Consider the following 22,022-nt stretch of genomic DNA (forward strand, 5'->3'; position numbering starts at 1 on the left):
AGTTTGCGGGTGATCAGAAGGTTCAACACAGGCGCGCTCCGTTCGGGGTGTCTTTGTCGGGCACAGCCAAGACGATGGCTTCGCCCGCGTCATAAAACCCGAGGACAAGCGCCTCGGACATGAAAGGGCCGATCTGGCGTGGCGGGAAATTGACGACGCCCATCACCTTTTTGCCGACCAGCGTTTCGGGGTCATAGTGCACCGTGATCTGGGCCGAGGATTTCTTGACGCCGATCTCATCACCGTAATCGACCCAGAGCTTGATCGCCGGCTTACGCGCCTCCGGGAAAGGTTCCGCCTGAATGACGGTGCCGACCCGGATATCCACCTTCATGAAATCGTCGAATGTGATCTGGTCAGCCATTGGCCAATTCCTTGGACCGCTTGGTCGCCGCGTCGATGGTCTTGGCGACCAGAGGCGGCAGACCGGTCTCTTCGTCCATCAGCACGTTCAACCCGGCCTGTGTGGTGCCATTAGGGCTGGTGACGTTGACGCGCAACTGGCTTGGCGTTTCCTGTGCCTGCATCGCCAAAGCGCCGGATCCAGCGACCGTGGCCTTGGCCAGCGTCATCGAAAGCGTGGGGTCCAGCCCCTGCGCTTCACCTGCCCGGGCTAGACACTCGATCAGGTGGAACACGTAAGCCGGGCCAGAACCACTCAGCCCGGTGACCGCGTCCATCTGATCTTCGGTCTCAAGACGTACCGTCTGGCCAATGGCCGACAGCAACGTCTCGGCCTGCTGCATCTGGGTCTCGGACACCTGCGCATTGCCGATGATCGCGGTGATGCCCTGCTTCACGGCAGCGGGTGTGTTCGGGATGGACCGGATCACCGGGGTCTTTTCCCCCAGCATCTCTTCAAAGGTGGCGATGGTGATGCCCGCCGCAACGGACAGGAAAAGCGTGTCGCCATTGCCCAGAGGGGCCAGCGTGGGCAGCGCCTCGCGCATGATCTGCGGTTTGACGGCCACCAGCACGATGGCTGGGCTTTCGGGCAAATCCGTGTTCAGGTGTGCGCCTTGTGCCTGCACCCAGTCGGACGGGTTGGGATCGTTCACCCAGACCGAGGTCGCAGGCAATCCGCCGGCGAGCCAGCCTTCAAGCATGGCCGAGCCCATCTTGCCACAGCCCAAAAGAACAAGGCCGCGTTTTGCGATGTCGGAATCTTGCATAATGCCCCCCACGTATTTCTGCGTTGGGGGCCAGTGTTACGCGCGGCCGTAGGCCTCTGCAATGGCGACCTCGAGCGCATCTTTCGGCGCACGGTTGCCCCAGACCAGAAGCTGGAAAGCTGGATAGTAGCGCTCTGCACTCATGACAGCGCAATTGATCATCGTGTCGATCTGTTCCGCGCTGGCCACATTGCCGCCGGCCAGAACCACACCATAGCGATAAACCATCAGCTTGGCCTCGGCCCAGTACGTGAATGCCCCGGCCCAGCACTGATCGTTGACAAGGTTCAGACCTTCATACAGCGCCGGCATCCGCTCGGCGGGCGGGTCCATGTCGAAAGTGCAGATCAGACGCAGGGTTTCGTCGTAAGGCGACCAGGCCAGAGTGATCGAATATGTGCGCCATTGGCCCTCGACCGCCATCGCGATCTGGTCTTCCGCAATGCGGTCGAAATCCCAATCGTGGTGGTTGGCGATGGTCTCAACGATATCAATCGGGTGGATGTCGTCTTCAAGATACTGTTCGGACAGGGCCATGATGCCGCCTCCTGTTGCCTGTGCGGAAAGGTGGGCTTTGCCCTACCTTTCGGTGCCTGCTCTAGGGGATGCGTTGATGTTCCGTCCCCCTACAACATATGCTGCATCGCAAGACGGTTCGCGTAAAGCGATATTTCTGTAACACGCACAATAAGTTGTGGAGAAGTCTACAAGATGTTGTGGACGCGAATAGTGCCACAATCTGTGGATAAAATCACCGGAAAAATCGTGCAACGCGCCGCGACAACTGCAACTGCTGCGAAAACGCGTCAATGCGTGCCGCTGCACTCAGGTTCCGCGTGGCAGCCCTGCCGTCCAAAATTTGGGCACATGCGGTCAGAACTCCGACACTGAGCCGCTTCTCTGGTTCAAAAATATTTCGGGGGAGTCGCCCAAGGGGCGACGGGGGCAGCGCCCCCCTTTTTCGAAAACGAAAAAGGACGATGCGTTGTCGCATCGTCCCTCTTTCGGATTGGCTAAGCCAATTCGAAACTGACGTCAGTTCAGCGACGTCATGAAGTCGTTTACTTCGGTGAGCGAAATGTATTTCTGCTCTTCGATACCACCTTCCGAGAAAGTCCATGTCACGGCAGGCGCGGACACATCACCGTTCTTGTCGAACTGCACATTGCCGGTGGCACCTTGGTAAGACACGGTGCCACCACCATCGAGAACCTCTTTCGCCAATGTAAAGCCGGCGGCATCCGCAGTGACTGGTGTGCCGTTCGGATCGGTGATCGAGCTGATCTTGGCGGCGATATCCGCCCCTTTGGCATCTTTGCCCGCGGCATGCATGGCCATCAGGGCAATCATGGTGGCGTCATAGCTGTTGGCCAGACCCGGACCATTGGGCGGGCCGTCGAACTTTGCAGTATAGGCGGCAACAAAGGCATCCGCAGATTCAGTGCGCGGCGATGCGGTGTCGGTGCCGGTGAAGTTGCCGAGGAACTGCATGCCGACATTGTCGCGGAACTCGTCCGATTTGAGAGCGTTGGCCGCGATCATGTTCTGCGTCCCGCCAAGCGAGATCCATTCCCGCACGACCTGCGTGCCTTCCTTCGGGTAGAGCGCCATGTAGATCGCTTCGGGATTGCCCTTGAGCGCCTCGGTCACTTCGGCGCGGAAAGACGCCTGACCGTCATTGATCGCGATGGAGGCGGTGACGTCGATGCCCAGCGCCTTGAGGTCGTCGGCCACCAGACCGCCGATGTCCTGTCCCCAATCGTCGTTCTTGTAGAACACGGCCACCGACTTGTAGCCCGCATCACGCGCGACCATGGCACCGACTGCGGCCTGCACGCCTGAGGTGGCGAAGGTGCGGTAGAAAAGACCGTTGGTCTTGCCCTCTTCGGCCAGACGGGTGAACGCTGTCGAGGACGAGCAGCAGGACATCTGCATCACACCGGCAGGCACCGTGACCGAGGTCAGGATGGGCATGGACACACCCGAGGACACCGCGCCCAGCAGCAGTTGAACGCCGTCGAGATCGACCAGCGCCTTGGCGGCGTCCACGCCCACCTTGGGGTCGACCTGCGTGTCGCGCAGGACCATTTCGATCTGGCAACCCGCAACGCCGCCGGTCTCGTTGGCAATGTCCACGGCATATTGCGCGGTGGCCGCAATCGGTTTGCCCCAATCCACTGAGGTCGGAAGCACCGCCCCGATCTTGGTGGTGCAGTCCTGTGCGGCTGCGTCCGTGCCGAGGCTGGCAAACCCGGCAGCAAGGCCCAATGCAAGGGCAGAAGTCTTAAGTCCGTTCATTCCATAACTCCCAGTTCTTCATTTGTTGGGCCGTGCCGATTGTGACACGACCAGATTTTCCGGGAAGAGCCCCTGTGGTCGCCACAGAAGCATCCCCACGATCACGAAGCCGATCAGCACGAACTGGATCGACCCGGTATAGAGTTGCACCTCCAGCGGTGCGAAGCGCGACAGCGCCCAACCGCTGGCGGTCCATGCGGCCCAAATCAAGAAGGTCCCCATCACCGCGCCCTTGTTGTTTCCCGCACCTCCAACGATCAGCATCGCCCAGATCTGGAAGGTTAGGATCGGCAGCACGTCTTGTGGGCTGATGAAGGCATAAAACGTGGCGTAGAGTCCACCGGCAAGGCCCATGATCACCGATCCTGCAACAAAGGACGTGAGGCGGACAAGCGACGGCGATTTGCCCAGCGACTGAGCGGCGGTCTCGTCCTCGCGGATGGCGCGAAGCAGGCGTCCGAATGGGGACTGGATCAACCGTTCGAGGAACAGGTAGGTGGCGATCAGCAGGATCAGGACAAAGGCGAAGAAGGCGAGGTTGTAAGTGAACCCGTTGCCCAGCGTTTCGCGCAGCGGGCGTTCGAAGCCACGGATGCCCTGCGCCCCGCCCAAAGCGTCAGTGTTGCGCATCACCGTCTCAAACGCGACGGCGACGCCGAAGGTCGCGATGGCAAGGTAGTCGTGCCTGAGGCGGATGGTCAGAAGCCCGACGATCCAGGCGACAAGCCCGGCGCAGACCATGCCTCCGAGAAGGGCCAGCAGGTATGGCAGGCCGAACCCACCCAACTGCCCGGCTTGGGGCGTACCGCCAAGGATCAGCGTGCCATAGGCTCCTGCCCCGAAGAACGCGACAACGCCGCCGTTGAAGAGGCCCGTGTTGCCCCATTGCAGGTTCAGGCCCATCACAGCGATGGACAGGATCGACGCAACGGTGGCGAAGAAGACGAGATAGGAGATGACGCCGATCATGTGCGCTCTTCCCCGAAAAAGCCATGCGGACGCAGGATCAGTACGGCAAGGATGATGAGGAAGGGCACCGCCGGGCTGTAACCCGAGGGCAGGAGCACCAGCGCAAGGTTGGAGGCGAGACCAACGAGGAAGCCCCCCAGCACCGCGCCATAGATGCTGCCGATGCCACCGACGATGGTGGCCGCGAAGATTGGCAAGACCAGATCGCGACCCAGCACAGGGCTGATCTGGTTGGTCAGGCCATAGAACACGCCTGCCGCCGCCGCCAGCCCGCCACCGATCAGCCAGATCAGCACGATCATGCGGCTGAGGTTGATGCCAGAGACCTGCGCCAAAGTCGGGTTCTCGGCCACCGCCCGAAGCGAGTATCCGAATGTTGTGCGCGACAGGACGAGATGCAGGATGAACATGATCAGCAGCGCCGCCACCAGCGTAAACACCTGATCCGGCTTGATCAGCAGGAACGGATCGCGGCTGACCACGATGGCAAAGACGATGTCCTGTGAATAGAGCTTCGGGTTCAGACCGAAGATCAGACCGAGGATGTTGCGGATGATCATGGCGACGCCGAAGGAGGCAAAGACCATCGACAATTCGCCCCCTTTGGCGCGGACGCGTTTGAACACGAGCTTGTCGACAGCCACCGCCGAAAGGCCCGTCAGCGCCATCGAGAGCAGAAGTGCGAGGGTCAGCGACCAGGTGAGGCTGAGCGGCGGGATTGCCTCGGCCAGTGCAGGGTGGATGGCACCGAAAAGGCCGTCAAACACCAAAGCGGCATAGGCACCGATGGAGAGCAGTTCAGCATGCGAGAAATTGGCAAAGCGCAGCATGTGCATCGCCATCGTCAAGCCAATCGCCCCCAGCGACAGGATCGAACCGACCAGCACTCCGTCCACAAGGTTCTGGATCATGCCGGTGTCACCCGTTTGCCGCCAAGGTAGATTTGGCCGACCACTGGATCGTTCAGCAGATCCTGCGCCGCGCCGGCCACCTGGTTACGGCCATCGGCAAGGATGTAGCAGTAATCCGCCAGCCGCAGCGCCTGTTTGACGTTCTGTTCAACGAGCAGGATCGTCACGCCCTGTTCTGTCAGCGACTTGGCGTATTCCAGCACCTCCTGCGCCGCTTTGGGGGACAATCCAGCCGAAGGTTCGTCCATGAGGATCACCTTTGGGTCGATGGCGAGCGCCATCGCCACGGCAAGGAATTGGCGTTGCCCACCGGAGAGCGCACCCGCCTTTTCGGTCTGTTTGTCAGCCAGAGCCGGGAAGCGGGTAAACAGCGCCTCGCGCCGCGCTGCGGCCTCTTTCCCGGCATTGCGCAGGACCAGATCGAGGTTCTGGCGGATCGTCAGCGAGCGGAAGATGTTGTCGGATTGCGGAACATAGGCCACGCCCAATCCGCCCATGCGGTCGGGGCGCGGGTTGGTGCTCTCGGCCCCGTTCAGATGGACCGTGCCGCCCGACACCGGCACCAGCCCGGCAATCGCCTTGATCAGCGTGGATTTCCCCGCGCCGTTGGGGCCGATGATGACCGTCACCTTGGCCGTTTCGGCGGTCAGAGACACGCCTTTGAGGATCGGCAGGTCAGGCACGTAGCCCGCAATGATGTCTTTGGCCACCAGAGCCGTCATTCGACCTGCGCCCCCAGATAGGCGTCCAGAAGAACGGGGTTGTTCTGAGCTTCAGCAGCGGTGCCTTCAAAGACCTTGCGCCCTTCGGCCAATGCGATCACCGGGTCGCAATGCTGCATGACGAAATCCATGTCATGCTCGATGATGACAAAGGTTTTGCCGCCCCGATTCAGTTCCTCGATCTTTTCGATGAGCGTCCGAGTCAGGGTCGGGTTCACCCCGGCGGCAGGTTCATCCAGCAGGATCAGTTTGGGATCGCCCATCAGGATGCGGGCAAGTTCCAGCAGCTTCATCTGCCCGCCCGAGATTTGCCCCGCCGCCTGATCGGCCAAGGGGGCAAGGGTAACGAAATCAAGCACCTCCATCGCGCGTTTGCGAATGGCCGCCTCCTGATCGCGCATCCTTGCAGCGCCAAGGAACGGACCCCAAAGGCGTTCGCCCACCTGCGCCATCGGGGCAAGCATGACGTTTTCGAGAACACTCATCTTGGCGAAGGGGCGTGGGATTTGGAAGGTGCGGCCCAGTCCGAGGCTGAACAGCGCGTCGGGAGAGAACCCCGTCACGTCCTGACCGTCGAGATGGACAGTCCCGCGGGTCGGTTTCAGCATCCCGGTCAATACGTTGAACAGCGTCGTCTTGCCAGCCCCATTGGGGCCGATCAGGCCCGTGATGGTCCCTGCCCTTATGTCGAGAGACACGTCGTTGACGGCGCGAAACTCACCGAAGGTCTTCCTGACATTCCGGATGCTGAGGATCGGGTCAGCCATTGGCGCCATGGACCGCATCGTTCGGGTTGGTGTTCAGGTTGTATTTCATGATCCGGCCATGCCGACCGCTACGGTCGCGTTCGAGCGAATAGACATCGCCCTTGGGACCGTCCGCCTGATCCAGCACCGCGTTCAATGTCGCGTGATCCTCGGCGTCCAGCGCGAAGGCAAAGGTCTGGAGTGTCTGCGGCAGATGCCGGGCATAGCGCGCGCCGACAATCCCGGCAGCGACCTGCGGTTGGTCTAAGACCCAGAGGGTTGCGACGGCAGACAGCGAAACACCATGTTTGTCCCCGACGGATTTCAGCGCCTTGAGCAGATCCTGAAACCTGTCCCAAGCGCCGAATTCGTCGATGATAAGCCGATACTTGATCAGGCTGCGGTTTTCAAATTGGAAACCGGGATCGGGTTCGCCCAGCCATTTTTCGGTGATGAAGCCACCGGCCAAGGTGCCGTAGCAGATCAGCATCAGGTCATTCTGCGCGGCCCAGTCGGAAAGCCCGTTCGCCGGGCGGCGGTCAAGGACCGAATACTGCACCTGCGCCGAGGCGATATCGAAGCCCGCGTCGACAAAAGGCTGCATTGCCTGCCGGTCCCAGTTGGTGGTGCCGAGGTTCTTGATCTTGCCCTCTTTGCGCAGGTCTTTCAGCACATCGAGCGCCTCGACAGCGTTGCCTATCGTGAGGTCCCACCAGAAGAACTGCACCAGATCGAGTTGGTCGATCTTCAGGCGTTGAAGCGAACGGTCGACGATGGCCGTCACCTCGTCGGGCCGCAGGTCGGCCAGCCGCGTGAGGTCGGGCACCAGTTTGGTGTGGACACAGACGCGATTCGCCACCGAGGCCCCGCGCCGGGCGCGCAGGTCAGCGATGAAGTCACCGATCATCTCTTCGACGCCCGTGTAGATGTCGGCGCAGTCGAAGGTGAAGAGGCCAGCATCGACGAACGCTTCCATATCGCGGATCGCTTGTGCGCGGTTCACCGGGCCGTGGTCGCCCGCCAATTGCCAGCCACCGCGAATGACGCGACTGATGGTGTGACCGGGGCGCAGGGCGATGGTTTCAACGCTCATGTCTGGTCTTTCCAATAGGGTGTGCCGCGCTGCTCAGGCAGGCCGGTGGTTTCGGAATGTCGGAAGGTGCGCTTGCCAATGCGTGTCACCCGGAACCGCCCGCCGCAATTCGGGTCGGGGCAGGCGATCTCGGCATCGGTGGACATCCAGTCGTTGGGTGAGGTCGGGCGCTGTTTGGCAGGCAGAAGCGGCAGCACAGCCGCAAGCGCGTACATCGACACTTTCTGCTGGTCGTCGAAGATCAGCAATTCGCCTTCGACGCGGAAGCTTTCGCCTTCGATATGACGACAAACAGACGTGCGGTCGCCCACTACGGTTTCAACGCGCAGGTCGTAGAGCCAAAATTCATCCGCGTCCTGCGCCGCGCTCATCGTTCCCCGAATGCGCGGTTCCGCGCGGTTGTTCCCTGTTGTTAAACATATGGTTGCTGGGATCTTTCGGGGTTGTCAAACGGGTTCGGGGCGGCAACTCATGGGGCGATAGCCGAAAGGACGCGCCGTGACCCAACCCGACACCATCGCCCTGAGCGACCGCCTGACCATCCGCCGCGCGTTGGTAGGCCTGTGGCAGGTGGCCGATATCGAGAAAGACGGCGACATCATCGACCCGGATGTGGGCGCGGATCAACTTGCGGCCTATTCCGAGGCTGGCTTCGACAGTTTCGACATGGCGGATCACTATGGGACGGCAGAGATTATCACAGGGGCGCTGTTGAAGCGTGGAGTGAAAGCGACCGTTGGAACCAAATGGTGCCCTGTGCCCGGCCCGATGACCGCAGACGTGGTGCGCGCCGGGGTGCAGGAACGGTTGGAGCGTCTAGGTGTGGACCGGGTCGATCTGCTGCAATTCCACTGGTGGAGTTTCGAACATCCAGCGTGGCTCGATGCGCTGCACGAAATGGCCGAGTTGCGCGAGGAGGGTCTGATCGGCGAGATCGGTCTGACCAATTTCGACGCGGCGCATCTGCATCTGGCGCTGGCTGATGGGATTCCGATTGTGAGCAACCAGGTGCCTTGTTCGCTTCTGGACCGCCGCGCGACTGGGCCACTGTCAGAGGTTTGTGCCGCTTGGGGCGTGAAGCTTTTGTGCTACGGCACTTTGCAGGGCGGGTTCCTGTCGGAGCGTTGGCTGGGCAAGCCAGAGCCGGCAGAGATCACCGACTGGAGCAAGATGAAGTACAAGCGCTTCATCAACCATTCCGGGGGATGGGAGGCTTATCAGACCGTTTTGCAGGCGGCTGCCGATGTGGCGGCCAAGCACGGCGTGTCAGTTGCCAATGTGGCAACGCGTTGGGTGCTGGAGAACAAAGCGGTGGCCGGGGTCATCATCGGCGCTCGTTTGGGCGAAGCGCAGCATTCGGAGGATAACCTCAAGCTGTTCCAGTTTGCGCTGGACGAAGATGACCATGCCCGACTGAATGCCGCCTTTGCAGTGACCACACCCCTGCCCGGCGATTGCGGCGATGAGTATCGCAAGCCGCCCTTCCTGACCGCCAGCGGAGATCTGAGCCACCACCTCGACACGATGCCGCTTGCCGTCACGGTTGAAGAGGTGCCGGGTCGTCCCGGTGAGCGTCGTGTTCTGTCAGGAAGCGAGTGGGAAGATATCGCAGGTTATTGCCGAGCGCATCAGGTCGGCGACCGCATTATGGTGTCCGGTACAACTGCGACCGCTGGCGTGGACCGCGCTGTAGCGCCGAAAGACGCGGGCGCACAGACGACATTCATCCTCGACAAGATCAGCGCCGCACTGACCGCGCTTGGAGCGTCGATGGAGGATGTGGTGCGCACGCGGGTCTACCTGAGCGATGCGGATGATGTGCTGGCCGTGTCAAAGGCGCATGGGCGCATCTTTGCGGACATCAAACCGGCCAACACGCTGTTCCAGATCGGCCAGTTGATCGGCGACTACAAAGTCGAGATCGAGGCCGAAGCGATTGTCCGGCCCCGAAGCTAGGGCTTATTTCTTGGCCGCTTCCAAAGCGTCGAGGCGCGCCTTGAGCATTTCGTTTTCTTCGCGTGCCTTCATTGCCATCGCGCGGACGGCGTCGAACTCTTCGCGGGTGACGAAATCGCGGTCCGCGAGCCAGCGGTCGATCATCGACTTCATCGCGGTTTCGGCCTCTTCCTTGGCACCCTGAGCCACACCCATGGCGTTGGTCATCAGTTGCGAAATGTCTTCGAATACCTTGTTACGGGTTTGCATGTCTGCCTCTTGCGTTTGCTTGACCTCTATATGGGCTGCACACTCACGCGGCACAAGGTTGACTTCGCCGCAGAGCGATGAACATCTGCGCGCATGTCCACGGGCCTGCCTTTTCCGAATGTCTCGCCAGAGCTGTTTACGATCCCGATCTTCGGGATGGAATTCGCTTTGCGCTGGTATGCCTTGGCCTATATCGCGGGCATCCTGATCGGGTGGCGGATCGCGGTTGCCGCCGTCAAGCACGCGACGCTGTGGGCGGGCGACACGCCACCGATGCGTCCCGAACAGGTTGAGGAATTGCTGACCTGGGTGATCCTTGGGGTCATCCTCGGAGGGCGGCTTGGGTTCGTGCTGTTTTACCAGCCAAGCTACTATTTCGCGAATCCGCTAGAAATCATCGCGGTGTGGCAGGGCGGCATGGCGTTTCATGGTGGTCTGATCGGGGTCATCCTTGCTGCGCTGATCTACTGCATGAAGGAAGGTTTGCCGTTGCGCCCGACGGCGGACATGATGGCGCTCGCGACGCCACCGGGGCTGTTGCTGGGGCGGATTTCAAACTTCATCAACGCAGAGCTTTGGGGGCGTCCGACGGACCTGCCCTGGGGCGTCCAGTTCCCGGGACAGGCTGCGCAATCTTGTGGCCAGGCGCTTGGCGAGATTTGTGCCCGCCACCCGTCGCAGCTTTATGAGGCGCTTCTGGAAGGTCTGCTCCTGGGGGCGGTTCTGCTGTGGCTTGCCTTCCGAAAGGACGCATTGAAAGTGCCGGGGCGGATCGTCGGATTGTTCATCGGGGGATACGGTGTCGCGCGCTTTCTTGTGGAATTCGTGCGCCAGCCCGACGCGCAATTTGTATCCGAGGGCAACCCGCTCGGCCTTGCATGGCATATCGGTGGATACGGTCTGACCATGGGGCAAATCCTGTCAGTGCCGATGATCCTGATCGGCGTTTACCTGTGGACAACGGCCCGCCGCACATGACTGCTCTTGCGGACCTCCTTCGCAAGCAGATCAAGGCGACGGGGCCCATGACCCTCGCGCAATATATGTCAGCGTGCCTTCTGCATCCGAAACACGGTTACTATACCACACAGGACGCTTTGGGTGTGGACGGCGATTTCACCACCGCGCCCGAAATCAGCCAGATGTTCGGAGAACTGATCGGCCTTTGCCTTGCGCAAAGCTGGATGGACCAAGACGCACCAGATCGCTTTGCCTTGGTCGAGCTAGGGCCAGGACGCGGAACGTTGATTGCGGATGTGATGCGGGCGACATTGCAGGTGCCGGGGTTTCATGCCGCAGCAGAGCTGCATCTGGTTGAGGCGTCGAACCGCATGCGCGCCCTGCAAGCGGCCGCCCTTCCCGCACATGACCCGACTTGGCACGATAGCGCGGAAACGCTGCCCGAAGACATTCCGGTTTACGTGGTCGCCAACGAGTTCTTCGATGCGCTTCCGATCCGGCAGTTTCAACGCGATCCGAAAGGCTGGCGCGAGGTGATGGTCGGGCTGTCGGAAGACGGCGGATTGCAGCGCGGACTGAGCGATCCGGCACCTATTAACGCGCTGAACAGCCGACTGGATGACACCGTGCCGGGCGCATTGATCGAGACCTGCGCCCACGCGACGGCGGTGGTGGATGCGTTGGCACGCCGGATCGCGGCCAATGGCGGCATGGCGTTATTCATTGACTATGGCGGATGGCTTTCCGACGGCGATACCTTTCAAGCCGTACGTGCACACCGACCTGTAGATCCATTTGCCGAACCGGGGCGGGCCGATCTGACCGCCCATGTCGATTTCGAGGCTTTGGCACGGGCGGCCTTGATCGCGGGATGCGCCGCCAGCCAGTTGACCAATCAGGGTGTCTTTCTTGAACGGCTCGGAATTACGCCGCGTGCGCAGAGTCTGGCCAAGAGTTTGAACGGCGACGCACTCGACGCGCATGTGGCAGCACATCGACGGTTGACCCACCCCGATGAAATGGGTTCCTTGTTCAAAGTGCTGGGGCTGTACCCAGTGGACGAGTCGCCGCCGCCCGGACTGGACCCATGACGCTGGAAATCATTACGTCAGACAGCCTTGGCCCCCTGCGCCACGGGTTTTTCACGCGGCGCGGAGGAGCGTCCTCTGGTGTATTTGCAGGATTGAACTGCGGCGCAGGATCGACAGACCAGACAGAAATCGTGTCCATTAACCGCAGTCGCGTCGCCGACGCGATGGAGGTGCCCGGTGAACAGCTTGTCAGCGTTCATCAGGTTCATTCCGCCAAGGTCGAGGTCGTCGATGGGCCGCTGGGCACCCCGAAACCGAAAGCCGATGCCATGGTCACAAAAACGCCGGGTGTGGCTCTTGGTGTATTGACCGCCGATTGCCAGCCGGTGCTTTTTGCGGATCACGACGCGGGGGTGGTCGGCGCGGCCCATGCCGGGTGGCGCGGGTCTCTGGACGGAGTTTTGGAGGCGACCATCGAGGCGATGATAGCGCTTGGTGCCCACCGCGAAACAATCAAAGCAGTGATCGGACCCAGTATCAGCCAGCGCGCCTACGAGGTTGGACCCGAATTTCTGGATGCGTTTCTGGCCGAAGACCCACAATATGCGCGGTTCTTCGTCAACGGTGTGGAAGACAAGTTCCATTTCGATTTGCCGGGCTTTGGATTGCACAAGCTCCGCAGCGCCGGGGTGGACGCGGAATGGACACGGCACTGTACATATTCTGACGCAGATCGCTTTTATTCTTACCGTCGCGCGACCCATGCGCGCGAGGCAGATTACGGCCGTTTGATTTCCGTGATCCGGCTTTGACAGGAATCTGCGCCATCGGCGCGCGGCCCAAATCAATCACAGTAATACACCGGGATTGTCCACGTTTGGTCACAAACGCGCCCAATTGCGCGGGTTATTTAGGATCAAGAAACAACGGAACACCACCGGAGCAGTCCAATGTCGCGCACTTCGAAATTCATCGCCTCTGTCGTTGCAACATCGAAAGAGGATCTTCCTGTCCTTCCCTTCCAGCGTGGCGCGACACGCAAAGCCATGTTTGACCGGATCAAGGCGCAAGCCGCTGAAGAGGCCGCCCGCAAGCGCGCCTGAGAACGCCCCGAGAACAGCCGGACCGCCACAATCCTCCCCAATTGTGGCAGCGCTGTTCCAAGGAGCACGACAATCCCCCACTTGTCAGAAAATTGGCCGCGATTTCGCGGCCAATTTTCGTTGTTTTTTGACGAATCAAACATTGATCAGCCATTTTATGCTCAACGAAATTGCACCGTCCTTCTGGTGTTGTTGGTGGGGGCCAACGCGAATGTGACCTAACGTAAAAGGTATCACATGGCTCAGACCTCGACCGATCGCGCGGCGACGACCGACTTCAATGCCTATGCAGTTTCCACCGATAAAGTTGCCACGTTCGACGGGCAGCCTCGACGCGACGTCTCTCTCACCCGCACTATCGAGGCTGCCGCACTCCTCCCGGACCAGTCCGTGTCCGAGTCCAGTTTCACAGTTCCCGCGTCCGCAACATTTGAAGCCTGTGCGTCGGCCTTCGCGCGCGGCACCCTGATTTCGACGGTCATGGGGCCGATTGCCGTCGAGGATTTGATCCCCGGCGATCTGGTCGAAACCCATCGTGGGCCCCAACCGGTTGTCTGGATCGGCAGCACGCCATACCTGCCGGACTTCGCCGCTGATACCACCTCTCTCACCCATTTGCTCCGTTTGCCGGGGATCGGCATGGACCAAACCGATCTCTTGCTTGGTCCTGCCGCCCGGATGGTGATCCGACAGGACCGCTTTCCCGATCTGCTGAACTGTGACGCCGTTCTGGCCCCGGCCAGCGACTATATCGATGGCGACAGGGTTTTGCGCATTACCCCACCGGGACCGGTGCAACTTTATCACTTTGCCTTGCGCCGCCACGGCATCATTCGCGCGAATGGCCACGAACTGGAAAGCTACCATCCTGGCCGCATTTCCGCTTCAGACATCGGCACCTCGGTGCGCGCCATGCTGCAATCCATGTTCGCACATCTGGATAATCTAGAGGCGTTTGGGGATCTTGCCTTCCCGCGTACGACCCGCGATGTGATCGAAACCCTGAGGGTCGCCTGACCGCCCGAAAAGCGGGTCAGGCCGGGTCGCCAAGCCGCGCTTCAAGGATGTCGAACGGCACGCCGGGTTCGTCTTTCGCGCCCCGGATCACCAACGAAGTCTTGACACTGCCCACGTTGGGAGAGGTCAGCAGGCTACCGGTCAGAAAGCTCTGGAACGTGCTCAGATCCGGCGCCACGCATTTGAGGATGAAATCGACCTCCCCATTCAGCATGTGACACTCACGGACAAGCGACCAGCCGCGGCACCGGTCCTCGAACGCGCGAAGATCCGCCTCGGCCTGGCTTTGGAGCCCGACCATGGCAAAGACCTGCACTTCGAAGCCCAACTCGCGTGGATCAACTTCGGCGTGGTACCCACGAATGAAGCCCTGCTCTTCCAAGGTGCGCACACGGCGCAGGCACGGCGGCGCCGAAATCCCCACACGGCGCGCCAACTCGACGTTGGTCATGCGACCATCCGCCTGAAGCTCTGCCAGTATCTTGCGATCTATTGGATCCAACCGATGTGACGGCATTCTCAGCACCCCTGATTTTTTGGTATTGTTATATCACCCGCCAGCTGCGCGCAATATTGTTTCAACGTCGCGCAACAATCTTAAACAATCAAATCACAGCTTAAGCCTGCGGGATGTTGTCTTGCATTGATTTGCGAACCGGGCAGCAGACGCATATATCCGTAGGACACAAGAGTCACTTACTGCTTTGATGCGAGGCTGCCCCCATGTCCGACACACGCCATACCAAGGTTCTGATCATCGGCTCCGGCCCTGCCGGCTACACCGCTGGTGTCTATGCGAGCCGCGCCATGCTCGAGCCGATCCTCGTGCAGGGCATGGAGCCGGGTGGCCAGCTGACCACCACCACCGAAGTCGAGAACTGGCCCGGCGATACCGAAGTGCAAGGTCCGGACCTGATGGTCCGCATGGAAGCGCATGCCCGCGCCATGGGGACCGAGATCATCGGCGATCTGATCACATCGCTTGACCTGTCCAAACGCCCCTTCACCGCGCAGTCAGACAGCGGCACCGTTTACAAAGCGGATGCTTTGATCCTTGCCACTGGAGCCCGCGCAAAATGGCTGGGTCTTCCGTCGGAAGACGCGTTCAAGGGCTTCGGTGTTTCGGCCTGCGCGACCTGTGACGGCTTTTTCTATCGCGGTCAGGAAATCGTGGTAATCGGTGGCGGCAACACCGCTGTGGAAGAAGCGCTGTTCCTGACAAACTTTGCCTCCAAGGTGACCCTGATCCACCGCCGCGACGAATTGCGGGCAGAAAAGATCCTTCAGGATCGGCTGTTCAAGAACCCCAAGATCGAAACGCTCTGGCATCACCAGTTGGATGAGGTGTTCGGTACCGATATGCCCAAGGGCGTCGAAGGCGTGCGCGTCAAACACGTTGAGACCGGGGAAATCAAAGAGATCCCCTGCAAGGGCGTGTTCATTGCCATCGGCCACGCACCTGCCAATGAACTGGTCAAGGATGTCCTGGAAACGCATATGGGCGGTTATGTGGTGACCAAGCCTGACAGTACCGAAACCTCGATCCCAGGTGTGTTCGCGGCAGGTGATCTGACCGACCACAAATATCGTCAGGCGGTCACATCGGCTGGCATGGGCTGTATGGCAGCGCTTGAGGCAGAGCGGTTCCTTGCGGAAGTCGGCGATGATGCCGGAAAAGTTGTGTCCGAGCCTTTGGGTTATGGCGCAGAGGCACCCGCAGCAGAGTAAGAATGCCAATGGGTCGGGCCACAGAAACCCGACCCATATCCTCTGTTTCCGGTGGATTTTCGGTCGTCCGTCACCAAAACTGGCGCAAATTCCGCACATCTTCCCGAATTGCAACGCTGCGCGGCCTTGTCTCTGGACTTGTGTCCAGCCGAGGGCGTAACCAGCGCGCAAAATTGGACAGTGAGCAGAATAATGTATCCCCAGAACCTTGCCCCGATCCCGGAACTCTATGTCTCCTATGACAGTGCGCAGAAGCTGAAGCTGGAAGCCGCTGACCTTGTCAGCCACGATCTGACGCCGCGCCAGATTTGCGATCTGGAACTCCTGATGAATGGCGGGTTCAATCCGCTCAAAGGGTTCCTGAGCGAAGAGGATTACAACAGCGTCGTCGAGAAGATGCGTCTTGCCGACGGCACGCTATGGCCGATGCCGATCACTCTGGACGTGTCTGAAGCATTCGCAGAAAACCTCGAGATCGGACAGGACATTGCCCTGCGGGATCAGGAAGGTGTGATCCTTGGCACGATGACCGTGACTGACCGCTGGGTGCCGAACAAGGCGCGCGAGGCGGAAAAGGTCTTTGGCGCGGATGACGACGCCCACCCGGCGGTGAACTACCTGCACAATAAAGCGGGCAAGGTCTATCTGGGTGGTCCGGTCACAGGCATCCAGCAGCCCGTTCACTATGATTTCCGCGGTCGCCGTGACACGCCGAACGAATTGCGGGCCTATTTCCGCAAGCTGGGCTGGCGCAAGGTGGTCGCATTCCAGACCCGCAATCCGCTGCACCGCGCGCATCAGGAACTGACCTTCCGCGCCGCGAAAGAGGCGCAGGCCAACCTGCTGATCCATCCGGTGGTCGGTATGACCAAACCGGGCGACGTGGACCACTTCACCCGCGTGCGCTGCTATGAGGCCGTGCTGGACAAGTACCCGCAGTCCACCACGACAATGAGCCTGTTGAACCTGGCCATGCGCATGGCAGGCCCGCGCGAGGCCGTATGGCACGGTTTGATCCGCAAGAACCACGGCTGCACGCATTTCATCGTCGGCCGCGATCACGCTGGCCCCGGCAAGAACTCCAAAGGTGAGGATTTCTACGGCCCCTACGATGCGCAAGATTTGTTCCGTGAACATCAGGACGAGATCGGCCTCGAGATGGTCGATTTCAAACAGATGGTTTATGTGCAGGAACGCGCCCAGTACGAGCCGATGGATGAAATCGCGGACAAAGACAAAGTGACGATCCTTGATATCTCGGGAACAGAACTGCGCCGCCGCCTGTCCGAAGGCCTTGAGATCCCGGAATGGTTCAGCTTTCCAGAAGTGGTCAACGAACTGCGCAAGACCAAACCGCAGCGGTCGAAGCAGGGTTTCACGGTCTTCTTCACCGGATTCTCTGGCTCTGGAAAATCGACCATCGCAAATGCGCTTATGGTCAAGCTGATGGAGATGGGCGGTCGTCCCGTGACGCTCCTCGACGGTGACATTGTGCGGAAAAACCTGTCGTCCGAGTTGGGGTTCAGCAAGGAACACCGCGATCTGAACATTCGCCGCATCGGCTATGTTGCATCCGAGATCACCAAGAACGGCGGTATCGCGATCTGTGCGCCGATTGCGCCCTATGCCACGACACGCCGCGCGGTGCGCGAAGAGATCGAACAGTTCGGCGCTTTCATCGAAGTCCATGTTGCAACAAGCCTCGAGGAATGCGAACGCCGTGACCGCAAGGGGCTCTACAAGCTGGCGCGGGAAGGCAAGATCAAGGAATTCACCGGGATCTCTGACCCTTACGATGTGCCGGAGAACCCGGAGCTGCGCGTCGAGACCGAGAATGTCGAGGTCGACAACTGCGCGCATCAGGTCATCCTGAAACTCGAAAGCCTTGGCCTGATCGCGGGCCAATAAGAACACAATGCAGGGCCGGGACAGCTCCCGGCCCTTTTCGTTTCAGGCGTGTCCGTCAGGACGCGGTTGTACTGGAGGTTGTATCGTGGCCTAGTGCGAACAGTGTTCGACAACAGTAGCCATATAGCCATGTTCAAACGACTCCTGCTCGCTCTTGCAATCGTCACTCCGTCATTTGCGGTGGCGGACCTAGGCTGTGACACCAAGTTTCAAAAGGTCTGCATTGAGACCGTGCAAAGCGGCAACGCAATCGCGTTTTATGCCGAGAACCGATACAGGCTTCTGCCAGTCACGCTGAACATCGAACTGGATGTGACAAACCTGCAGCGCACGGAAGGCAGTTCGGGACCGTTCGTTCTGAACGGAAATGAGCGGGTGCTTTTGTTCACCTTGTCCCAAAGACGGAACGCGGCGTGGTCCTACAATTACACGTTTACATGGAGCCGCGGCGACATCACTGCGCGGCATGATGACAGCTACGCCTATCGTCTGCCTTTTGCGCAGGGCAAAGCTTTTCGGGTGGGTCAAAGCTGCAACGGCCGCTTCACGCACGTTGGCGCGCATCGGTACGCTGTCGATTTCGACATGCCCGAAGGCACGCCAATCCACGCAGCACGGGATGGGGTGGTTGTTGACCTGAAAGAGGATTCACGCAGCGGAGGGCCAGGCGAAGACTACCAGGATCAGGGCAATTACGTAATCCTCCAGCACGCAGACCGGACTTTGGCGCAATACTTCCATCTCCGGCCGGGTGGCGTCAGCGTAAATTTGGGAGACAGGGTTCGGGCAGGCACGCAACTTGGCTATTCAGGCAATACGGGCCAATCGACCGGCCCGCATCTGCATTTCGACGTGATCCGTGGCTCAAAGACGGTGAAAAGCGAAACGCTCCCGTTTCGATTCGCTACAGGCCAAGGTGCCGTGCGCTGCCCCCCAAGAGGAACGACGCTGCGCGCGGTAAGATGATGAGACTTAGTGCACCGTGACCGGAGCAAAATCGTTCTGCCGCGCCAGCATGAAGGCCATCTTGCGGTCTTTCACAAGCGCAAGGCGTTCGCCATCGGCGCGGTGGACGGCGTAAATGGTTGTCTTGTCCCCAAGTTCGTCACGCACCTCGTCCGGCAAATCGGCGACGGCAACGGGGCGCACGTAAACCAAGTTGGACTGGTCTGCATCTTTGAAATCGAACGGCGTATTCATGGTCTACCCCTTTTTGATCTGGATTGTCTGAACCACGGTTTCGGGACGCAACAGGGTCAGATCGACATGCAGCAGCCCGTTCTCCATGATCGCCTCTCCCACTTCGACACCATCGGCGAGAACAAAGCTGCGCTGGAACTGGCGCGCAGCAATCCCACGATGGAGGAACATCCGGTCGGCTGTATCGTCTTGCTGTCGGCCGCGAATGACAAGCTGTCTGTCCTCAACGGTGATGGCCAGATCTTGTTCCCGAAAACCTGCAACAGCCAGAGTGATCCGGTAGGATCCTTCCGATGTCTGTTCGATATTGAAAGGAGGATAGCCTTCGTTGCCGGATTTTGCGGTGCGTTCAAGCAAACGCTCCAACTGCTCGAACCCCAGAAGGTGGGGATAGGATCCCAAAGTCAGTTTCGTCATCGACACGTCCTTTTGCGCAAGCGACTGTGTTTGTGCGGCCCCGTTCTGGCGACCGACAGAAAGAAATATGGGGGCGCAAGGAACAAGACGCAAGGGCTTTGCGGAATCGCAGAATAGGGTTATCTTCCCGGTCCCAGCCACTTATCGGGGACCAAGCCGCATCATGAATGCTCCTACTGATCTGTCGATGAAAACAGACGACGTCCTTAGGGTCGAACTCGAGGTGTTCCGCCGCGAGCACCGTGATCTGGACGAAGCCATTCGTGCCATGCAGCAAACCGGAACGGCGGACCAGCTCACCCTTCAACGGCTGAAAAAGAAGAAGCTGATGTTGAAGGACAAGATCGCCCAGATCGAAGACCGGCTTCTGCCTGATATCATCGCCTGAGGGCTTGGCCGAGTTGCCCCCCGATCCGATCTGGCTATAGTGCGCGCTCCGAACACCTGAAGGGGCAGAGTGCCATGTCAGAATCGATCAAGGTCGGCATCATCATGGGCAGTCAGTCGGACTGGCCAACGATGAAGGAAGCCGCCGATATGCTGGATGCGCTGGATGTGCCCTATGAGACCAGGATCGTGTCCGCGCATCGCACACCGGATCGGCTTTGGGACTATGGAAAGACTGCCGTCGACCGGGGTTTGCAGGTGATCATCGCAGGCGCCGGAGGTGCGGCGCACCTCCCCGGCATGATGGCGTCCAAAACCCGTGTTCCGGTGATCGGTGTGCCGGTGCAGACACGCGCATTGTCGGGTGTCGACAGCCTGTATTCCATTCTGCAGATGCCACGCGGATTTCCCGTGGCAACCATGGCCATCGGATCCGCCGGTGCGGCGAATGCCGGTTTGATGGCCGCCGGGATTCTGGCGCTGCAGGATGCCGATCTCGCCGCCCGCCTTGACCAATGGCGCGCTGACCTCTCGGCCTCCATCCCTGACGCTCCTTCTGACGACGGATAACACCCATGACGCTTGCCCTCCCCATCGGATCGACCATCGGCATTATCGGCGGTGGTCAACTGGGACGAATGCTGTCGGTCGCGGCCAGCCGTCTTGGATTTCGCTGCCATATCTATGAGCCCGGCGCGAATCCTCCGGCAGGACAGGTCGCGGATCAGGTGACGACCGCCGCCTATGATGACGAGGCCGCGTTGCGCGCCTTTGGTCAATCGGTGGACATCATCACCTACGAGTTCGAGAACATTCCAACCTCAGCACTGGACCTGTTACAGGATCTCGCCCCGATCCATCCGGGCCGCGAGGCGCTTCGGGTCAGTCAGGACAGGTTGACGGAAAAGACCTTTCTTCGGGATCTGGGTCTTCAAACTGCACCTTTTGCCGACATCACCGACGCCGCCAGCCTTGAGGCAGCGCTTGATCAGATCGGCGCCCCGTCGATCCTGAAAACCCGCCGCTTTGGCTATGATGGCAAAGGACAGGCGCGTATCATGGCGCGTGACGACGCAGCGCAGGCCTTGGCCGACATGCAGGGGGCACCCGCAATTCTGGAAGGATTTATCGATTTCTCGCATGAAGTCTCGGTGATCGCCGCGCGGGGTCTGGATGGCGCAGTCGCTGCCTTCGACCCCGGAGAGAATTTCCACAGCGACGGTATCCTGCGGACCACGACCGTTCCAGCGCGCCTGACGGCGAGCCAGCGCACAGATGCCGTATTGCTGGCCGCCAAGATTGCAAACGCATTGAACTATGTCGGTGTCATGGGGGTCGAACTCTTCGTCACGTCAGGCGGTCTGATCGTGAACGAAATTGCGCCGCGCGTTCACAATTCTGGTCACTGGACCCAGAACGGCTGCACCGTGGATCAGTTTGAACAACATATCCGTGCCATCACGGGTTGGCCCTTGGGTGACGGTCAGCGCTATGCGGACGTGGTGATGGAGAACCTCATCGGCGACGATATGGACCGCGTGCCGGAACTGGCGAAAACGCCGGATTGCGCCTTGCACCTCTACGGCAAGGCCGAGGTGAAGCCCGGCCGCAAGATGGGCCATGTGAACCACATCAAGCGGGCTTAACTGCGCAGAAACCGCTCCGCGACCGTGCCGGTAAGATGCGCGACACGACCTGCTGCAATGGTTGCTTCCACACGGCGAGTCGTTGGATCAACGACAATCAGATCCGCCCGCTTGCCCGGTTGAAGGGTGCCACGATCCGCAAGGCCAAGCATCTGCGCTGGACCGGAGGACAGCATGGCCCAAGCAGAGGCGAGATCGCACAGGCCCAACTCCTCCAGCCGGAAGGCTGCGCGCAACGGCGAGGGGTAATGGTAATCCGACGCAAGCGCATCACAAAGGCCGTGCGCCACAAGTTCCGATGCCGCGATATTCCCGGCATGGCTGGCCCCACGCACGACATTGGGTGCGCCCAACACGATATGCGCACCATCGTCCCGCGCCGCTTGCGCCGCCTCGAGCGTTTCGGGAAATTCGCTGACCGTGGCGCCGCGCGCGGCCCATTCCCCGCGGTCCTCCGATGTGCTGTCGTCATGGCTCCCTAGGACAATACCCTTCTGAACCAGCCGTTC

General features: G+C 60.1%; 27 protein-coding genes. 12 read left to right on the forward strand and 15 right to left on the reverse strand.

Features of this window, described 5'->3' with window-relative positions; all coding sequences use genetic code 11:
• Positions 1 to 22: 22 nt before the first annotated feature.
• The 10 genes from JJ869_RS12930 to JJ869_RS12975 form a co-directional block, all read right to left on the reverse strand.
• A complete protein-coding gene (locus tag JJ869_RS12930) occupies positions 23 to 364 on the reverse strand; it encodes a tRNA-binding protein (RefSeq protein WP_085634750.1) in 342 nt (113 codons plus the stop codon).
• Positions 357 to 1,172: a pyrroline-5-carboxylate reductase gene (gene proC / locus JJ869_RS12935; protein ID WP_292267709.1), complete on the reverse strand. Its 816-nt coding sequence runs from the start codon at positions 1,170 to 1,172 to the stop codon at positions 357 to 359. Before proC ends, JJ869_RS12930 begins: the two co-directional genes overlap by 8 nt.
• A 36-nt stretch (positions 1,173 to 1,208) precedes the next feature.
• Positions 1,209 to 1,709, reverse strand: coding sequence for a YbjN domain-containing protein (locus tag JJ869_RS12940; RefSeq protein WP_292267710.1), 501 nt, complete (start codon positions 1,707 to 1,709; stop codon positions 1,209 to 1,211).
• A gap of 498 nt (positions 1,710 to 2,207) precedes the next feature.
• Complete coding sequence (locus JJ869_RS12945; protein WP_292267711.1) at positions 2,208 to 3,470, reverse strand: ABC transporter substrate-binding protein; 1,263 nt, start codon at positions 3,468 to 3,470, stop codon at positions 2,208 to 2,210.
• An 18-nt stretch (positions 3,471 to 3,488) separates the two neighbouring features.
• Complete coding sequence (locus JJ869_RS12950) at positions 3,489 to 4,439, reverse strand: branched-chain amino acid ABC transporter permease (RefSeq protein WP_292267712.1); 951 nt, start codon at positions 4,437 to 4,439, stop codon at positions 3,489 to 3,491.
• Positions 4,436 to 5,350 (reverse strand): branched-chain amino acid ABC transporter permease, encoded by a 915-nt coding sequence (locus JJ869_RS12955; protein WP_292267713.1) that lies wholly within the window; start codon positions 5,348 to 5,350, stop codon positions 4,436 to 4,438. The genes JJ869_RS12950 and JJ869_RS12955 overlap by 4 nt, the downstream gene beginning before the upstream one ends.
• A complete protein-coding gene (locus JJ869_RS12960; protein WP_292267714.1) occupies positions 5,347 to 6,072 on the reverse strand; it encodes an ABC transporter ATP-binding protein in 726 nt (241 codons plus the stop codon). The genes JJ869_RS12955 and JJ869_RS12960 overlap by 4 nt, the downstream gene beginning before the upstream one ends.
• Positions 6,069 to 6,848 carry an ABC transporter ATP-binding protein gene (locus JJ869_RS12965; protein ID WP_366510454.1) on the reverse strand — a complete coding sequence of 260 codons (780 nt, stop codon included), beginning with the start codon at positions 6,846 to 6,848 and terminating at the stop codon, positions 6,069 to 6,071. The genes JJ869_RS12960 and JJ869_RS12965 overlap by 4 nt, the downstream gene beginning before the upstream one ends.
• The gene (locus JJ869_RS12970) at positions 6,832 to 7,911 is read right to left on the reverse strand and encodes an aldo/keto reductase (RefSeq protein ID WP_292267715.1); all 1,080 of its coding nucleotides are present in this window, start codon (positions 7,909 to 7,911) and stop codon (positions 6,832 to 6,834) included. The genes JJ869_RS12965 and JJ869_RS12970 overlap by 17 nt, the downstream gene beginning before the upstream one ends.
• Positions 7,908 to 8,282 carry a TIGR04076 family protein gene (locus tag JJ869_RS12975; protein ID WP_292267716.1) on the reverse strand — a complete coding sequence of 125 codons (375 nt, stop codon included), beginning with the start codon at positions 8,280 to 8,282 and terminating at the stop codon, positions 7,908 to 7,910. Before JJ869_RS12975 ends, JJ869_RS12970 begins: the two co-directional genes overlap by 4 nt.
• A 127-nt stretch (positions 8,283 to 8,409) precedes the next feature.
• Here JJ869_RS12975 and JJ869_RS12980 point away from each other — a divergent pair, with 127 nt between their 5' ends.
• Positions 8,410 to 9,867 carry an aldo/keto reductase gene (locus JJ869_RS12980; RefSeq protein ID WP_292267717.1) on the forward strand — a complete coding sequence of 486 codons (1,458 nt, stop codon included), beginning with the start codon at positions 8,410 to 8,412 and terminating at the stop codon, positions 9,865 to 9,867.
• Positions 9,868 to 9,870: 3 nt separating this feature from the next.
• Here JJ869_RS12980 and JJ869_RS12985 read toward each other — a convergent pair whose 3' ends face one another.
• Positions 9,871 to 10,116 carry an accessory factor UbiK family protein gene (locus tag JJ869_RS12985; protein WP_292267718.1) on the reverse strand — a complete coding sequence of 82 codons (246 nt, stop codon included), beginning with the start codon at positions 10,114 to 10,116 and terminating at the stop codon, positions 9,871 to 9,873.
• Positions 10,117 to 10,209: 93 nt separating this feature from the next.
• Here JJ869_RS12985 and lgt point away from each other — a divergent pair, with 93 nt between their 5' ends.
• From lgt to JJ869_RS13010, 5 genes are all read left to right on the forward strand, one after another.
• Positions 10,210 to 11,094: a prolipoprotein diacylglyceryl transferase gene (gene lgt, locus JJ869_RS12990; protein ID WP_292267719.1), complete on the forward strand. Its 885-nt coding sequence runs from the start codon at positions 10,210 to 10,212 to the stop codon at positions 11,092 to 11,094.
• A complete protein-coding gene (locus JJ869_RS12995; RefSeq protein ID WP_292267720.1) occupies positions 11,091 to 12,167 on the forward strand; it encodes an SAM-dependent methyltransferase in 1,077 nt (358 codons plus the stop codon). The genes lgt and JJ869_RS12995 overlap by 4 nt, the downstream gene beginning before the upstream one ends.
• Positions 12,164 to 12,919 carry a peptidoglycan editing factor PgeF gene (gene pgeF, locus JJ869_RS13000; protein WP_292267721.1) on the forward strand — a complete coding sequence of 252 codons (756 nt, stop codon included), beginning with the start codon at positions 12,164 to 12,166 and terminating at the stop codon, positions 12,917 to 12,919. Before JJ869_RS12995 ends, pgeF begins: the two co-directional genes overlap by 4 nt.
• 138 nt (positions 12,920 to 13,057) lie before the next feature.
• Complete coding sequence (locus JJ869_RS13005; RefSeq protein ID WP_292267723.1) at positions 13,058 to 13,210, forward strand: hypothetical protein; 153 nt, start codon at positions 13,058 to 13,060, stop codon at positions 13,208 to 13,210.
• 237 nt (positions 13,211 to 13,447) lie between these two features.
• Positions 13,448 to 14,227, forward strand: coding sequence for a Hint domain-containing protein (locus tag JJ869_RS13010; RefSeq protein ID WP_292267725.1), 780 nt, complete (start codon positions 13,448 to 13,450; stop codon positions 14,225 to 14,227).
• 16 nt (positions 14,228 to 14,243) lie between these two features.
• On the opposite strand, the gene JJ869_RS13015 is transcribed toward JJ869_RS13010, so the two are convergent.
• A complete protein-coding gene (locus tag JJ869_RS13015; protein WP_292267727.1) occupies positions 14,244 to 14,744 on the reverse strand; it encodes an Lrp/AsnC family transcriptional regulator in 501 nt (166 codons plus the stop codon).
• A 206-nt stretch (positions 14,745 to 14,950) separates the two neighbouring features.
• Here JJ869_RS13015 and trxB point away from each other — a divergent pair, with 206 nt between their 5' ends.
• The 3 genes from trxB to JJ869_RS13030 all read left to right on the forward strand — a co-directional run bounded on the left by trxB (position 14,951) and on the right by JJ869_RS13030 (position 18,829).
• Positions 14,951 to 15,955, forward strand: coding sequence for a thioredoxin-disulfide reductase (gene trxB / locus JJ869_RS13020; protein ID WP_292267729.1), 1,005 nt, complete (start codon positions 14,951 to 14,953; stop codon positions 15,953 to 15,955).
• Between the two features lie 192 nt (positions 15,956 to 16,147).
• The gene (locus tag JJ869_RS13025) at positions 16,148 to 17,863 is read left to right on the forward strand and encodes a bifunctional sulfate adenylyltransferase/adenylylsulfate kinase (protein WP_292267730.1); all 1,716 of its coding nucleotides are present in this window, start codon (positions 16,148 to 16,150) and stop codon (positions 17,861 to 17,863) included.
• 129 nt (positions 17,864 to 17,992) lie between these two features.
• Complete coding sequence (locus JJ869_RS13030) at positions 17,993 to 18,829, forward strand: M23 family metallopeptidase (protein ID WP_292267731.1); 837 nt, start codon at positions 17,993 to 17,995, stop codon at positions 18,827 to 18,829.
• 6 nt (positions 18,830 to 18,835) lie between these two features.
• On the opposite strand, the gene JJ869_RS13035 is transcribed toward JJ869_RS13030, so the two are convergent.
• A complete protein-coding gene (locus JJ869_RS13035; protein ID WP_292267732.1) occupies positions 18,836 to 19,063 on the reverse strand; it encodes a DUF1150 family protein in 228 nt (75 codons plus the stop codon).
• Positions 19,064 to 19,066: 3 nt separating this feature from the next.
• Entirely contained in the window at positions 19,067 to 19,480 is a 414-nt protein-coding gene (locus JJ869_RS13040) for an Hsp20 family protein (RefSeq protein WP_292267733.1), read from the reverse strand.
• A 163-nt stretch (positions 19,481 to 19,643) separates the two neighbouring features.
• On the opposite strand from JJ869_RS13040, the gene JJ869_RS13045 reads away from it, so the two are divergent.
• The 3 genes from JJ869_RS13045 to JJ869_RS13055 all read left to right on the forward strand — a co-directional run bounded on the left by JJ869_RS13045 (position 19,644) and on the right by JJ869_RS13055 (position 21,513).
• Positions 19,644 to 19,868 carry a DUF465 domain-containing protein gene (locus JJ869_RS13045; RefSeq protein ID WP_292267735.1) on the forward strand — a complete coding sequence of 75 codons (225 nt, stop codon included), beginning with the start codon at positions 19,644 to 19,646 and terminating at the stop codon, positions 19,866 to 19,868.
• Positions 19,869 to 19,942: 74 nt separating this feature from the next.
• Positions 19,943 to 20,437: a 5-(carboxyamino)imidazole ribonucleotide mutase gene (purE, locus tag JJ869_RS13050; RefSeq protein WP_292267736.1), complete on the forward strand. Its 495-nt coding sequence runs from the start codon at positions 19,943 to 19,945 to the stop codon at positions 20,435 to 20,437.
• A gap of 5 nt (positions 20,438 to 20,442) precedes the next feature.
• Positions 20,443 to 21,513, forward strand: coding sequence for a 5-(carboxyamino)imidazole ribonucleotide synthase (locus JJ869_RS13055; protein WP_292267738.1), 1,071 nt, complete (start codon positions 20,443 to 20,445; stop codon positions 21,511 to 21,513).
• Here the strand turns inward: JJ869_RS13055 and JJ869_RS13060 are convergent.
• Positions 21,510 to 22,022, reverse strand: a 513-nt coding sequence (locus JJ869_RS13060; protein ID WP_292267740.1) for an amidohydrolase family protein, incomplete at its 5' end; no start/stop codon positions are given. The two genes, JJ869_RS13055 and JJ869_RS13060, sit on opposite strands and share 4 nt — an antisense overlap.

It is taken from the genome of Marivita sp. (assembly GCF_017643905.1).
Lineage (GTDB): Bacteria > Pseudomonadota > Alphaproteobacteria > Rhodobacterales > Rhodobacteraceae > Marivita.